This window comes from Streptomyces sp. NPDC058457, assembly GCF_042720695.1.
Classification (GTDB): Bacteria; Actinomycetota; Actinomycetes; order Streptomycetales; family Streptomycetaceae; genus Streptomyces.
Genome location: NZ_JBHXLU010000006.1, coordinates 90,757 through 103,905 on the forward strand (window position 1 = coordinate 90,757; position 13,149 = coordinate 103,905).

Annotated in this window: 12 protein-coding genes, 1 tRNA gene and 2 pseudogenes; 5 read left to right on the plus strand and 10 right to left on the minus strand. The window is 69.7% G+C overall.

The genetic code is table 11. The features are described 5' to 3' along the window. Positions 1–143 precede the first annotated feature (143 nt). From ACFWPS_RS07375 to ACFWPS_RS07385, 3 genes and pseudogenes are all read right to left on the minus strand, one after another. Positions 144–590: a hypothetical protein gene (locus tag ACFWPS_RS07375; RefSeq protein WP_383702020.1), complete on the minus strand. Its 447-nt coding sequence runs from the start codon at positions 588–590 to the stop codon at positions 144–146. A 59-nt stretch (positions 591–649) separates the two neighbouring features. Further along, on the minus strand, positions 650–1,201 hold the full coding sequence (locus tag ACFWPS_RS07380) for a SigE family RNA polymerase sigma factor (RefSeq protein WP_383702228.1): 552 nt from the start codon (positions 1,199–1,201) through the stop codon (positions 650–652). Between the two features lie 248 nt (positions 1,202–1,449). Then, positions 1,450–2,651 (minus strand): annotated as a pseudogene (locus tag ACFWPS_RS07385) (IS110 family transposase). A gap of 717 nt (positions 2,652–3,368) precedes the next feature. On the opposite strand from ACFWPS_RS07385, the pseudogene ACFWPS_RS07390 reads away from it, so the two are divergent. Next, positions 3,369–3,494 (plus strand): annotated as a pseudogene (locus ACFWPS_RS07390) (site-specific integrase); the annotation flags it as partial. Positions 3,495–3,917: 423 nt separating this feature from the next. Here ACFWPS_RS07390 and ACFWPS_RS07395 read toward each other — a convergent pair. The 3 genes from ACFWPS_RS07395 to ACFWPS_RS07405 all read right to left on the minus strand — a co-directional run bounded on the left by ACFWPS_RS07395 (position 3,918) and on the right by ACFWPS_RS07405 (position 5,921). After that, positions 3,918–4,466, minus strand: coding sequence for a hypothetical protein (locus ACFWPS_RS07395; protein WP_383702022.1), 549 nt, complete (start codon positions 4,464–4,466; stop codon positions 3,918–3,920). A gap of 60 nt (positions 4,467–4,526) precedes the next feature. Then, positions 4,527–4,862 (minus strand): hypothetical protein, encoded by a 336-nt coding sequence (locus tag ACFWPS_RS07400; protein ID WP_383702024.1) that lies wholly within the window; start codon positions 4,860–4,862, stop codon positions 4,527–4,529. Between the two features lie 291 nt (positions 4,863–5,153). Continuing rightward, positions 5,154–5,921 (minus strand): SDR family NAD(P)-dependent oxidoreductase, encoded by a 768-nt coding sequence (locus ACFWPS_RS07405; RefSeq protein ID WP_383702026.1) that lies wholly within the window; start codon positions 5,919–5,921, stop codon positions 5,154–5,156. Positions 5,922–6,054: 133 nt separating this feature from the next. Between ACFWPS_RS07405 and ACFWPS_RS07410 the strand changes: the two genes are divergently transcribed. Continuing rightward, positions 6,055–6,726 carry a TetR family transcriptional regulator gene (locus ACFWPS_RS07410; protein ID WP_383702028.1) on the plus strand — a complete coding sequence of 224 codons (672 nt, stop codon included), beginning with the start codon at positions 6,055–6,057 and terminating at the stop codon, positions 6,724–6,726. A gap of 532 nt (positions 6,727–7,258) precedes the next feature. Here the strand turns inward: ACFWPS_RS07410 and ACFWPS_RS07415 are convergent. After that, a tRNA-Gly gene (locus tag ACFWPS_RS07415) sits at positions 7,259–7,332 on the minus strand. A gap of 272 nt (positions 7,333–7,604) precedes the next feature. On the opposite strand from ACFWPS_RS07415, the gene ACFWPS_RS07420 reads away from it, so the two are divergent. The 3 genes from ACFWPS_RS07420 (at position 7,605) to ACFWPS_RS07430 (ending at position 8,945) form a co-directional block, all read left to right on the plus strand. Beyond that, on the plus strand, positions 7,605–7,763 hold the full coding sequence (locus tag ACFWPS_RS07420; protein ID WP_383702030.1) for a hypothetical protein: 159 nt from the start codon (positions 7,605–7,607) through the stop codon (positions 7,761–7,763). Between the two features lie 83 nt (positions 7,764–7,846). Continuing rightward, positions 7,847–8,422, plus strand: coding sequence for a dCTP deaminase (gene dcd / locus ACFWPS_RS07425; protein WP_383702032.1), 576 nt, complete (start codon positions 7,847–7,849; stop codon positions 8,420–8,422). Between the two features lie 19 nt (positions 8,423–8,441). Further along, positions 8,442–8,945: a phosphoribosyltransferase gene (locus ACFWPS_RS07430; protein WP_383702034.1), complete on the plus strand. Its 504-nt coding sequence runs from the start codon at positions 8,442–8,444 to the stop codon at positions 8,943–8,945. 79 nt (positions 8,946–9,024) lie between these two features. On the opposite strand, the gene ACFWPS_RS07435 is transcribed toward ACFWPS_RS07430, so the two are convergent. From ACFWPS_RS07435 to ACFWPS_RS07445, 3 genes are all read right to left on the minus strand, one after another. Then, on the minus strand, positions 9,025–9,978 hold the full coding sequence (locus ACFWPS_RS07435; RefSeq protein WP_383702036.1) for a YIP1 family protein: 954 nt from the start codon (positions 9,976–9,978) through the stop codon (positions 9,025–9,027). Between the two features lie 142 nt (positions 9,979–10,120). Further along, positions 10,121–11,551, minus strand: a complete 1,431-nt coding sequence (locus ACFWPS_RS07440; RefSeq protein WP_383702038.1) for an FG-GAP-like repeat-containing protein — start codon at positions 11,549–11,551, stop codon at positions 10,121–10,123. 108 nt (positions 11,552–11,659) lie between these two features. Next, complete coding sequence (locus ACFWPS_RS07445) at positions 11,660–13,129, minus strand: FG-GAP-like repeat-containing protein (RefSeq protein WP_383702040.1); 1,470 nt, start codon at positions 13,127–13,129, stop codon at positions 11,660–11,662. Positions 13,130–13,149: the final 20 nt, after the last annotated feature.

Genomic DNA, 13,149 nt, shown 5'->3' on the forward strand with positions numbered 1-13,149 from the left:
CCCGTTCGCCCCACCCCCCGCCACGCGTACCCACTCGGCCGGGCGGGCGCGGGGTGGGTCTCGGGGGGGGGGGGGGCCCGGGGCCCCGCGGGCCCCACCACCCCCTGTCCTGCCTCTGTCCGGTCAGGCCGGTTCCGCCAGGGTCAGCGGTAGCAGGTGGTCACGAGGACCCTGTCACCCGCGTGGACGACCGTCGGGGCATGCGGCGAAAGCGCGACCACCGCGTCCTCCTGCTTCTTGCAGTCGGACATCCGGACCCGGGTGAATTCGGGCGTGAGGCGGAAATGCACAAGCGCCACCCTGGCCCTCGCCGCGCTCGCGCCGGCCAGCTGCTCCCTGGCGATCGTGCCGTCGCTGGTGCGGACAAGCAAGGTGGTGCTGTCGGCGACGGTGCTGCCGGCGGCGGTCTGCACCGAGGTGTGCGAACCGCTGCCGGCGACGCCGGCGGCCAGGGCGGTGCCTGCGCCGCAGGCCACGACCAGGGCGGCGGCGATGCCCGCGATGGCGGTGGCCCGCCTGCGGCGAGCCCCGCGCTCGATGACGGCCGTGTCGAAGTGCGGCGTCTCGGCGGTGTTCACGAAGTCGTTCATAGCGTTCACCAGTTCCTGCTCGAAGAGTGTGCAGCCAGAAGGCCGCGAATCGTGTGATCTCATCGGATTCCTTCCGTGGGCTGCTGCGGTGAAGGGCTGGAGAGTGCGGGGAACTGGCCTCTGAGCTTGTCGATGCCGCGAGCGAGCTGGGACCGCACGGTGCTTGGTGAGATCTTCAGGTCGGCCGCGATCTCGTCATCCGACAGGTCATGGAAGTACCGCAGTACCACGACCGTCCGCATGCGAATCGGCAGACCCTGGAGGGCCCGGACCAGTTGGTCCCTCGTGTCCACCTGCCCGTACTGGTCCCCAGGGGCGGCACGGTCGCCGCCGTCCTGGTGCGGGACCGTGCGACGGAACCTCCGCCACCGGTCGTTGACCAGGTTCACCATGATCCGCCGCACGTAGGCCTCCGGAGCGTCCTTGGCGGCGATGGTGCGCCACTTGCGGCAGGCCCGCTCCAGGGTCTCCTGGACCAGGTCCTCCGCGGTCTCACGGTTTCCCGTCAAGACGAGGGCCCCGCGGAACAGTACGGCCGACCGGGCGACGACAAAGTCGTGGAAGTCGTACTCCGACTCCGACTCCGCCGGTCCGGGCTCACCGATTCCGATACGGACATCGCGCTCGGTTGCCAGGTCCACATCCCCATCCCTTCCTGTCACCCCTCCTCGACGGGAAAGCGGTCCCGTGTGCTGCACGCACATCGTGAGACCTGGGTCACAGCGCCGGGCCGCCAGAAGGAACGGGCCCGGCCCGGCGACCGGTGCGGACCAGGTTCGAGGCGGAAATGGACGCCGTCCGTGTCCCGCTTGCGGGCCCGCCCGCCCCGTCGCGGGGGGGGGTGCCTCTATGTCTTTGGTCAAGCGAGGCGTGGGGGTCTGGGTTCGTAGAGGGTGCCGTCGCGGAGCATCGCGAACAGCACGTTGATCCGCTGGCGGGCCAGGCGGAGAAGTGCCTGAGTGTGGGTCTTTCCGCGGGCCCGGCATCGGTCGTAGTAGGTGCGGGAGGCGGGATCGTGCAGGGCGGCGAACGCGGACAGGAACATCGCGCGTTTCAGTTGCCGGTTGCCGCCTCTGGGTGCGTGTTCGCCGTGGATCGAGGTCCCCGACGACTTCGTGGTCGGGGCGAGGCCGGCGTAGGAGGCCAGGTGGGCGGCGGTGGGGAAGCTGGTGCCGTCGCCGACGGTGACCAGCAAGGTGGCGGCGGTCCTGACCGCGACCCCCGGAATCGAGGTCAGGACCGCGGAAAGAGGGTGAGCCTCCAGCAGCTGTCCGATCTGCGCTTCCAGAGCTCGTCGCTGTTCGTGGACGGCCGCGAGCGAGCGGGCCAGGGACGGGATCACGATGTCGAGGGTGCCGGTGCCCGGGACCACGACGGTCTGCTCGTCGAGCGCGTCGAAGACCTCGTCGGTCAGCCGGGCAGCCATGCGCGGGGCCTTGGGCCGGATCACCTCAACGAGCCTGCGACGACCGGCCTTTCGCAGCGCGGCCGGGGATCCGTAGCGTCCAGCAGCCAGGTCACCGCGGGGTGGTCCAGGCGCGGCCCGAGGACGCGTTCCAGGCTGGGGTGGAACTGGGTGAGCAGGCCGCGTATCCGGTTGGAGGTGCGGGTGGCCTCGGCCGCCAGGTCCTGGTCGAAGCCGACCAGAACGGTCAGCTCGGCGGTGATCTCGTCGGCCAGCTGGAGCGAGCGCAGGGTGTGCGGCATGGTCCGGGCTGCGTCCGCGATCACCGCGGCGTCCTTCGCGTCGGTCTTCGCCTCGCCCGGGTAGAGGTCGGCGATCCGCCGCATGGACAGGCCGGGCAGGTAGGCGACCTTGCAGCCGGCGTCCCGGGCGACCGTGAGCGGGAGGGCTCCGATGGAGGCGGGCTGGTCCACGATCACCAGCACGGTGCCGAACTTCGCGGCCAGCTTGTCGAAGACGGCCCGCAGTTTCGGCTCGCTGTTGGGCAGCTGCTTGTCGAAGACTTTCTTGCCGGCCGGGGTGAGTCCGTGCCCGTGGTGGGCGCTCTTGCCGACGTCCAGACCGAGGAAGACGCCTATCTCGTCGCTGTTGTCCAAGCCGTCCTCCCGAACGGATGTCGTGCGTGCTGGCCTGGGCGTTGGCGTCGTGCGCGCATCCACGTTATGCAGACCTGCCACCCGCGAAGGGCCGGGCATTGCACCAGGCCAGGCGGTAGTCGGACCTCTCATCAGCGTCTCCAACGGCGCCTCTCGGGCCCGGTGGCACCACCCCCAGGTCATCGGTTCGACAGGGGGGACCAGCCATGCCGGGCCCGGAAGCCAGCGGCCCTCTTGCAGGACCGCGGAAAACCTTACGGGGGGAGTGTCCGACCAGCTGGTCAGGGCGGGTTGACCTGGTTTCTCAGCGGACCGCCAGATGATCTCCCCGACACGATCACGCTCGTGACATGCGCGAGCAGCCCAACCGCCCATCACGCCAGAGCCGTTGACCTGCACGAATCACGATGGAACTTCCTCGATGTGGACCCCGAGGTCACGAAGATGCCGGGCGTTGTCCGGGACCGGAAGATCGACTCGTCGAGCGACCCGGACACGTTGGGCCAGCGACATCGGTGGATTCATCGGCTTCGGCATCGCTGTTTCGTCGGCGGTCAGCAGACGCAGCGCGTCGCGATGGGTGAGATCCGGCGGAAGGTCGTCGTGGGACAGCCGTAAGCCGTAGGAGCGCAGTCGGGTCGCCGGCTCCCGGTTGCGTCCTTGGAAGTGGTGTACGGGTTCGCCCTGATCCGGGGGTTTGCTCCGGCGTCGGGGTGGGACACGACGGTCCGCGCCGGCCAGCCGTCCGAGAAGGCCGCGATGATCTACCAGCACTCCGACGACAAGCGGCAACGGGAGGTCGCCGCCGGGCTGGACGGCATGGTGCGCGCCGAGCGTGCGAAGCACCACACCGACGGCCGTCCGCACCACACTCAGGAGTCATCAGCGGGCTCATGGTGCGCTGGTGGTGCAGCACCCGCTCATTGGTCTAGACAACAAAGAACCCCCGGGTTCACGACCTGGGGGTTTCTGCTGGAGCGGGTGACGAGAATCGAACTCGCGCTCTCAGCTTGGGAAGCGACGGCGCTTGGACGGCTGCATGGACGCTGACCTGTGACTATGCACCTCAGGGGCGGATCCGTGAGTACGGATTCACACCCTTGTTGACCGCTGTTGTCCGCCCTTATGGGCACGCTATGGGCACGGCGCCGCAGCAGATCGCCGTCGGCGGCCCAGGTGACGTTCTTCAGGCTTGGGAGGACTCGGCTGCTAGGTAGGCCGAGCATCGCCATCGCGACTGCATACCTGGGCACCGTGCCCATGGGCTCATTCCGGCTCTGCCGAAGGTGCTCGCCTCACCCGCTCCGCGACGCTGAGGGTCACCTCCATCGTCACGTCCTCGCGATTGTCGTTGATTCTTACCGCGAGCGCCTGGATGGACTTCTGGTCGAACCGGAGCGGAGGCGGCCAGTCGAGCAGGGGACTGCTCGGGGGCCAAATCTGCAGGACGGAGTCACGGAAGTCCTCAAGAGGCGCGAGGTTGCCGTCGAAGAAGGGGATGAGGACCTGAAAGGCGACTTTGACGACTGAGAACGTGACGCACAGGCCGAGCAATTCGCCTCTCTGATCGTTCCTGGGCATGTAGATCGGACGCGACACCAGAGCCAAGGGATTGGGGTCGTGGTAAGCGGCGATCCAGACTCGAATGCCGTGATGTGGCTGCCGGTGGATCTCCAGACCCTGCCCGACGCCGTGCGGAACGATGTTGTCACCGATCGCGTCCATGAGGACGGCCATCTTGGCGGCCCGGCACATCCCAGCGAGGCGTCCGCTGACCGGGCGGCGCCGTTTCGTGCTGCTGGAGAGCCACCTCATTGGGCGACGGTACGGCGACACAACTGCCGGATGTGCCGGGGCGGACTGTTCCCTGGCCTGTCAGGGGGCGGGCTTCGCCGTTCGAGGGCGGATCACGCGGATGAGGATTCCGGGCCGCATCAGGGTGGCAGGTGGGGCGATGCCGCAGATGACCTTGACGAAGTCGGTGGCGAGGTTCGGACCGTGGCTCACGGCTGTGAGGACGCGGTCAAGGTATCCGGTGGCGAGCCGCATGCTGGGAACCTTCGGCCCCTCGACGCCTGGCAGGTCGGAGTCGGCGAGGGTACTCATCCACCAGGGCAAGGAAGTCACCCGGATGGCGTCGGCGAAGAAGCGGCGGGTCAGCCCGTCGAGCCCGTTGTCGAGGGCATGCCCGAGTGAGACGGCCTGGGACACAGCGACCATGATGCCTGTCGCGTAGACGGGGTTGAGGGTGCACAGGGCGTCTCCCCGGACGATCAGTCCGGCCGGCAGGCGGGCGTGGGGGGACAGGCGGGCGGACCGCCGAACCGGGCCGGACGACCCCGCCGTTGCGACAACCGATCGAGCTGGTGCCCGTGACCGAGGGTCTGTTGGTGCGGCTTGTGTGGGTTCGCTGGTCGGGCCCGTCGCGGTGGGTGTCCGCGACGGGCCTTGCCTTGTCCCGCGGTTGGGGTGGTCGGCATGCGGGTGGCGCATGCGTGGGGGCTACTTCGCCTGGAAGCCACCGTCGATGTTGAGGACCGTGCCGGCGACGAAGGAGGACTCGTCGGACAGGAGCCAGTGGATGCCCGCGGCGATCTCCTGGGGCAGGCCCATGCGGCCGATCGGATGCATCGCGGTGATGGAGTCCTCGTCGTACTGACCGAGCGAGATGGCGTTGGCGATGATGTCGGTCTTGATCGCGCCGGGGGCGACCGCGTTCACGCGAACGCCCTGGGAGGAGTACTCCAGGCCCGCGGTCTTGGTCAGGCCGACGACCGCGTGCTTGGTGGCCGCGTACGGGCCGCTCCACGGGATGCCGTTGAGGCCGGCGATGGAGGCCAGGTTGACGATGGTGCCCCCGCGGCCGCCGGCGAGCATCTCCTGGATCTCGCGCTGCAGGCACAGGAACAGGCCCATCACGTTCGTGGACAGCATCTCCTGGAACTTCACCGGGTCGGCGTCGGCGATCGCGGCGGTCTCGTGGGCCAGACCGGCGTTGTTGACCGCCTGGTCCAGGCGGCCGTAGTCGGCCAGGACCGAGTCGAACAGGGCCTTGATGCTCTCCGGCGAGTCCATGTCCGCCACCACGAACGAGGCACTGCCGCCGTCCTTGGTCAGCTCCTCGACCGCCCGCGCACCCACGTCCGCACGCCGCCCGCTCAGGACGACATGCACGCCGTCCGCGACCAGCAGCCGCGCGGTCTCCTTACCGATACCCGTCGCACCGCCGGTGATGACTGCAACCTTCTTGTCACTCTTGTTGCTGCTCATGATGTGGATCTCCTCTAGGAATCGCTTGCGCACGTCCCGCCCCGCCCCCTTAACGGACCGGCGGTCTCTTGAGATAAAACATAAGAGACCGTCGGCCTGATGTCAACAGACCACCGGTCTGTAGAATGGGGTCATGACAACCTTTCAACGTGCTCGCAGCGATGAGCAGCGGGAGATCCGCCGGCAGGCGATCCTGGACACCACGGCCGCGATGCTCGACGAGATGCCGGTCGCCGAGGTCAGCCTCAACGAGCTGAGCCGGCGCGTCGGCCTGGCCAAATCCAACGTGCTGCGCTACTTCGAATCGCGCGAGGCCATCCTGCTGGAGCTGCTGGACAGTGCATGGAAACAGTGGACGGCCGAACTGCCCGACCGGCTCGCCGCCGGAATCGACCCCGACCACCCGGTGGGCCGGCGTGGCGACGCATTCGCGGCCGCGTTCACCCACTCCCTTGCGGAGCACCGGGTGCTGTGCGACCTGCTCAGCGCGCAGGCCGGTGTCCTGGAGCACAACGTGTCCGCGGAGGTCGCCGCCCGGTACAAGAAAGCGGCCATCGGCAATGTCGTCGCGCTGGCCGATCTGGCGCGCCAGTACCTGCCCGAACTGGGCGACGGGGCGGAGCAGCTCAGCGCGCAGGTCTACATGGTGGCCGGCGCCGTCTGGACCCACGCCCGGCCCTCCCCCGGCATGCTGGCCGCCTACGACACGGACCCGTCCCTGGCCACGCTGCGCATGGACTTCACCTCCTCCCTGCAGGAGATGGTGGCGACCCTCATCGCCGGCACCCTCGCCCGTACGGCATAGGCGTCGGGAAGCCCGGCCAGGTCCGGGGCCGCAGTCCACCGGCAAGAGCATCGGTCAGCGGGCGACTTCCTGGTTTCTCAGCACCAGCAGGGCCCGCACCAGCGCGGTCGAACGGTGACGACGAGGCGCTCGTCGACGGGGATGCCGGCGTCGCGCAGGGCGGCGTAGTACGCGCGGGAGCACCACGCTCCTGCTGCAGCGGGTCCGACCTCCGCCGCCCGCCCCTCCCCGCCGACCGGACAGGCCCTGGCCGAACCCTTTGCAGCGCCCGCACCTGACGGGCACGGTGCCCGTCCTCATCAAGCTGACGTTTACACTTGCCACTTGACGGCCATTTGCGCACCACGTCACGCAGGTCACTTAAAACGGATCTCGCCATTCGAGACGTAACGCCGCCACCTGCACCGAAATCAGCCCCGGGGACTCTCCCGGGCACCCTTTCGGCTCGCCTTAGGGCACGCGAAGGGCACGCCGACCCCAAATTGGTCTAAACAGCAAACAACCCCCAAGTCGATGACCTGGGGGTTCGCAATGGAGCGGGTGACGAGAATCGAACTCGCGCTCTCAGCTTGGGAAGCTGATGTTCTACCATTAAACTACACCCGCGTAAGACGTCGACGGAGTCGCTGTCCGAACGCCCGCTCACTGTACCTCATGACGGACCCCCGGCGCTGTGACCGTGGGGTCCGTGCGTGTTTCACGGGGTGGGATCCGGCTGCGCCGGGCGGGAGTTGGGGCGTACGGTGGAGGTGTGGGAGAGGGGCCCGGCAGGCCGGAGTGCCGCCTGGAGAGCCGTCCCTTTGATCCCGTAATGTGGCTTTCCGTCGTCACGGCAGTAAGCCCGACGCGGCTTCTGGGGAAGGGACTTAAGGGACTTGATGGAACACACCGTCGTCCGCTGTGCCGAAGGGCACGTGTTCAGCACCGCTTCGTTCCCGATGCAGCAGGCCGAGCGGCTCGGCCCCGGTCGGCTCGTGCGGTGCCCGAAGTGCGCCCGGCTGCGCAGCGTCGTGCCGGTCGCTCTTGAGAAGCGGTAGCGGCAGAGGAGAACAGCGGTAACAGAGGCGCGTGGACTCGTCACGGTTTTCGCGGGTCCGCGCGCCTTGCGTATCCTCGGGACGTGCTTCTCTCAGACAAGGACATCCGGGCCGAGATCGACGCCGGGCGGGTACGGATCGATCCCTACGACGAATCCATGGTGCAGCCGTCGAGCATCGACGTGCGGCTGGACCGTTTCTTCCGGGTGTTCGAGAACCACCGGTACCCGCACATCGACCCCTCCGTCGAGCAGCCGGACCTCACCCGGCTCGTGGAGCCCGAGGGCGACGAGCCCTTCATCCTCCACCCCGGCGAGTTCGTCCTCGCCTCGACGTACGAGGTCATCTCGCTGCCCGATGATCTCGCGTCCAGGCTGGAGGGGAAGTCCTCGCTCGGGCGGCTCGGGCTCGTCACGCACTCCACCGCCGGGTTCATCGACCCCGGGTTCAACGGGCACGTGACCCTTGAGCTGTCCAATCTCGCGACCCTCCCCATCAAGCTGTGGCCGGGCATGAAGATCGGGCAGCTGTGCATGTTCCGGCTCTCCTCCCCCGCCGAGCACTCCTACGGCAGCGAGCGCTACGGCTCCCGTTACCAGGGGCAGCGCGGGCCCACCGCCTCCCGCTCCTACCTCAACTTCCATCGGACGCAGGTGTGAGGACCAGGAGGGACCAGGCATGAGCGACAGCGGTGTGCGGGAGAACCTGACCTACGAGCGGTTCGGCGTCGCCGTCCGCGAGCTCGCCCAGACCATCGCCGACGACGGGTACGAGCCGGACATAGTGCTCTCCATCGCCCGCGGCGGGGTGTTCGTCGCCGGCGGGCTCGCCTACGCCCTCGACTGCAAGAACCTGCATCTGGTCAATGTGGCTTTCTATACGGGGGTGGGGACCACCCTGGAGATGCCCGTGATGCTCGCTCCCGTTCCCAACGTGATCGACTTCAGCGACAAGAAGGTCCTCGTCGCGGACGACGTCGCCGACACCGGCAAGACGCTGAAGCTGGTCCGCGACTTCTGCCTCGACCACGTGGCCGAGGTCCGGTCCGCCGTGATCTATGAGAAGTCCCACTCCCTCGTGAAGTGCGAGTACGTGTGGAAGCGGACCGACGACTGGATCAACTTCCCGTGGAGCGTCGAGCCGCCCGTGGTGAAGCGGGCCGGTCAGGTCCTGGACGCCTGAGGCGCACAGCAAGCGAAGAAGGGCCCCGGCGGACTCGCCGGGGCCCTTCTCGTAGGCGGTGCCGAGGCCGGCACGCCGGCTAGAACGTGCCCAGCTTCACGATCGACAGCAGGGCGATCAGCTGGATCGCCGACGCGCCCAGGGCCTTCGGCCACGGCAGGTCGTGGGACTTGGCGACCATCAGGGTGAGGAGGGCGCCCGCCGCGACCCAGGTGGCCCAGCCGAGGAGCTGGACGAAGCCGGCGTTGCCGCCGAAGAACATGGCGAAGAGGAGACGGGGGGCGTCCGTGATCGACATGATCAGCATGGACAGGCCCACCGTCGGCTGCCAGGCGCCGTCGCCGCCCAGCTGACGGGCCAGGGTGTGGGTCACCACGCCCAGGACGAAGGCGGAGAGGACCATCGCGATCGCCGTCACGAGGACGATCGGGACCGCGTTGGTGAGGGTGGCGTTTATCGCGTCCGCGCGGGCGCCGTCGAAGCCGAAGACGGCGAGCAGGCCGTAGAGGAACGTCACGATCAGGGCGGGGGCCCACATCGCGTAGTCCCGCATCTGGAGGAACGTCTGGTTCGGGGCGAGGACGATCCCCTTCAGCAGGTCCTTCCAGTGCAGGCGCGGGCCGATCGGGCCGGACGGCGCCGCCGACCCGGCGTGGTAGGTCGCGCCCTGCGTGTAGGCGCCGGCCTCGTCGACCGAGAAGGCCTGGGTGTGGCCCGGCTGGTTCGCCGCGTACGGGTCGGGACTGCCGGCGCCGTATCCGCCGCCGTAGCCGTTGTCGTCGCCGAAGTACTCCGGGCCGTCGCCGCCGGCGGCCTGGCCCGGGTAGCCGCCACGCGCCTGCCCCTGCGGCCAGCCGGACCCGCCGCCGTTCTGCGGGTACGGCTGCGGGGCCGACGGGTACCCGTACGACGGTCCCGCCGGCTGCCCGCCGAAGCTCTGGGGCGGTGCCTGCTGCCCGTACCCGGGTTGTTGCGGTCGCGCTTGCGGGGCGCGGTCGTCCCGGCCGCCGCGTCCGTTCCTGAATCCAGCCACGTCCTCGAACGTACCTGGTCCCGGGGATCCGTGTGGCGGGCTCGGTCACCCGGGCCCGCCATTGCGGCAGAGCTGTGACATCCCCTAAGGGACCCTCAGGGCCGCTGAGGGGGACCCTCAGCGGCCCGCCGATCGCCGGCGCTCACTGCCCGAACAGCGAACCCAGCTGCGCCGACGTCCCCGACACGCCCACCGACGTCGCGTGGAAGGACACCGCGCCGGTCGTCGTAAGGCCCCCGGCGGAGCCGGGCAGGGTCCACACCGCGCCCTGTCCGCCGTTCTCGTGCCGGGCGCCGACCGCCAGATCGGCCCGGCCGTCGCCGTCGAGGTCGGCCAGGTGGACGGCGGAGCCGAAGAAGTCGTCGTCCTCGTTCAGGTCGGGGATGCCCGGGGTGTTCTGGGTGTACCGCGTCGAGCCGACCCCCGTCAGCCCGGCCGCGGAGCCGCGGAGCAGGGTGACCGTGCCGGTCTGCGAGGCCGTGGTGACCGTCTCGTAGGGCGTGCCGACCGCGACGTCGTCGTAGCCGTCGCCGTCGGCGTCACCGACGGCGAGCGAGTCGCCGAACGAGCTGGTGCCCTGGGCCCGGGTGGCGCCGGGGACGCCCGGGCTGTCCTGGGTGATCGCCGCCTGCGGGTCGGGGCTGATGCCGTGCGGGCCGCCGAGGTACGTGATGACCTCGCCGGGTCCGACCTTCGAGCCGTGGACCAGGACTCTGCCGGTGATGACGTCGTCGTAGCCGTCGCCGTTGACGTCGCCGGCGACGACCGGCTGCCGGCCGTCGGTTTCCAGCGTCCGCTGGGCCTTCGGCCGGGAGGCCGCGCCCAGGTACACCACCTCGCCGTCGAAGGGCTCGTCGGACTGTCCCACGATCGTCCCGCTGACGACGAGGTCGTCGACGCCGTTACCGTTGATGTCGCCGGCGGCCAGGTACCGGACGCCGTAGGAGTCGCCGGTGCGGAACGAGGGCACCACCCAGGTGCGGGACGCGGCCCCGCCGGCCTTGGTGAAGCCGCCCCGGAAGATCTGCACGTCGGCGCCGGTGCTGCCGACGGCCAGGTCGGCCCGGCCGTCCGCGGTGAAGTCGCCGACCGCCAGGGACATGCCGAAGCGGGTGTGGGAGGAACGGGCCGGGTCGGCGACGGCACTGCCGCCGGACAAGCCCTTCCTGCTCCCCCAGAGGATCGTGACCGACCCGGCCCCGCCGTCCTCGCCCCCGGCGCCGACGACCAGGTCGGCGTACCCGTCCCGGTTCAGGTCACCGAAGGCGAGCGCCGAGCCGAACTCGTCGCCCTTCTCGGCGGTGCCGGGGACGGACGCCGAGTTCTGGGTGACGACCGTACGGTTCGACGCCCTGACACCGGACGTGGAGCCGTAGGTGACGACCACCGCGCCGGCGTCCTTCCTGCCGGCGACCGTGGCACCCGGCGCGGCGGTGGCGAGGTCGCGGTAGCCGTCGCCGTTGAAGTCACCGGCCAGGCCGGAGGGGGCGGCCGAGGCGGTGGCCGCGGGAAAGGCGGTCAGGAGACCCGTGGTGAGGGCCGTGGCTAGCAGCAGGGTGGTGCGCTTGGGCATGGTTTTCCCCCGCGAGGCGGTGAGGTGACGAGGTGTGGTCGGATGACGGTGCGTCAGTTGGTCCCGGGGGTCCACCCCCGGGGCCGGTTCCGGGGCCGCCCGGGGTCGTCAGCCGGTGAGGCCCGTGCCGAACGCGCCGTACGTACGGGAGAGCCCGAAGGTGCCCGGGCCGAAGGACTTGGCACCCGTGGTGGTGATGCCGGAGGCGCTGCCGCGCAGGGCGGTGACCGCGCCGACACCCCCGTCCTCGAAGGAGGCCCCGACGGTCAGGTCCGCCTTGCCGTCCTTGGTGACGTCCGAGAGCACGAGGTCCGAACCGAAGTAGTCCATGGACTCGGCGGTGCCGGGGACACCGGCGGTGTTCTGGGAGATCGTCCGGGCGCCGGTGCGGGAGACTCCGTCGGCCGAGCCGTTCATCAGCACGACGAGACCGGTGTCCTCGGCCGCGCCGATGTCCTTGAAGACGACACCGATGGCGAGGTCGCCGTAGCCGTCGCCGTTGGTGTCCCCGATGGAGACGGCGCCGCCGAAGCCGTCGTCCGCCTTGTCGGTGCCGGGGACGCCCGTGGCGGACTGGGTGAGCTCGGCCATGGGGGCGTCGCCGTTGACCGGGCCGCCCTTGCTGCCGCTGATGACGACGACCTGTCCGCCGAGGGTGCCGGTGTGGTCGTCGTCCTTCGAGAAGACGTTGCCGATCGCGATCTCGTCGTAGCCGTCGCCGTTGATGTCGCCCAGGGCGAGGGAGGTGCCGCCGTTCAGCACCCGCGGCTGGGTCGTGACCACGCCGCCCGACGCACCGAGGTAGGCGGCGCCCTTGGACCAGCTGCCCGACGGGTCCGAGGCGAGCGCGGTGCGGTAGGTGAGGACGAGGTCGGCCTTCTTGTCGCCGTTGGTGTCGCCCGCGGCGAGCGCGTCGATACCGAACTCCGCCTTCTCCGGCGTGGGGACCTTCTGCGTGCCGCCGGTGGTACCCGACTTGGTGAAGCCGCCCTTGACGATGTAGGCGTACGACGCGGCCGTGCCGGACGCCAGGTCGGCCTTGCCGTCGCCGTTGAAGTCACCGGCGGCCAGCACCGAGCCCCAGGCCTCGTGCTTGGCGGCCGAGGGGTCCTTGACCGTCGTACCGTTCTTCAGGCCGCTCGCCGAACCCCACAGGATCGTGACCGAACCGCCGTCGGTGTCCGAGCCGCTGTCCTCGCCGGGCGCGCCGACGGCGAGGTCGGTGTAGCCGTCCTTGTTGAAGTCGGCGACGGCGAGCGCCCGGCCGAAGAAGTCCTCGGCCTCGGCGGTGCCGGGGACACCCGCGGTGTTCTGGCTGACCACCGTGCGCTTGGCCGGGTTGAGTCCGGAGGCGCTGCCGTAGACCACGGCGACATACCCGGCCATGCTCTTGCCGCCGACCTTGGCGTAGGGAGCGGCGAAGGCGACGTCGCCGTAGCCGTCGTGGTTGAAGTCGGCCTTGTAGGCATGAGCGGCGGCGGCGGACGCGACGGGGGCCGAGAGGGTCAGCAGACCGCCGGTCAGCGCTGCGGCGGTGACCGTCGCGAGGGCGAGGCGGTGGCGGCGATGTCCGTTCATGGGCAGGGAGCTCCTGAGAT

Bases quoted from the DNA above. Each gene is read 5' to 3' on its own strand.
- ACFWPS_RS07375 (WP_383702020.1), bottom strand. From the start codon at position 590: ATGAACGACTTCGTGAACACCGCCGAGACGCCGCACTTCGACACGGCC.
- ACFWPS_RS07395 (WP_383702022.1), bottom strand. From the start codon at position 4,466: ATGAGGTGGCTCTCCAGCAGCACGAAACGGCGCCGCCCGGTCAGCGGA.
- ACFWPS_RS07405 (WP_383702026.1), bottom strand. From the start codon at position 5,921: ATGAGCAGCAACAAGAGTGACAAGAAGGTTGCAGTCATCACCGGCGGT.
- ACFWPS_RS07410 (WP_383702028.1), top strand. From the start codon at position 6,055: ATGACAACCTTTCAACGTGCTCGCAGCGATGAGCAGCGGGAGATCCGC.
- ACFWPS_RS07420 (WP_383702030.1), top strand. From the start codon at position 7,605: ATGGAACACACCGTCGTCCGCTGTGCCGAAGGGCACGTGTTCAGCACC.
- ACFWPS_RS07430 (WP_383702034.1), top strand. From the start codon at position 8,442: ATGAGCGACAGCGGTGTGCGGGAGAACCTGACCTACGAGCGGTTCGGC.
- ACFWPS_RS07440 (WP_383702038.1), bottom strand. From the start codon at position 11,551: ATGCCCAAGCGCACCACCCTGCTGCTAGCCACGGCCCTCACCACGGGT.
- ACFWPS_RS07445 (WP_383702040.1), bottom strand. From the start codon at position 13,129: ATGAACGGACATCGCCGCCACCGCCTCGCCCTCGCGACGGTCACCGCC.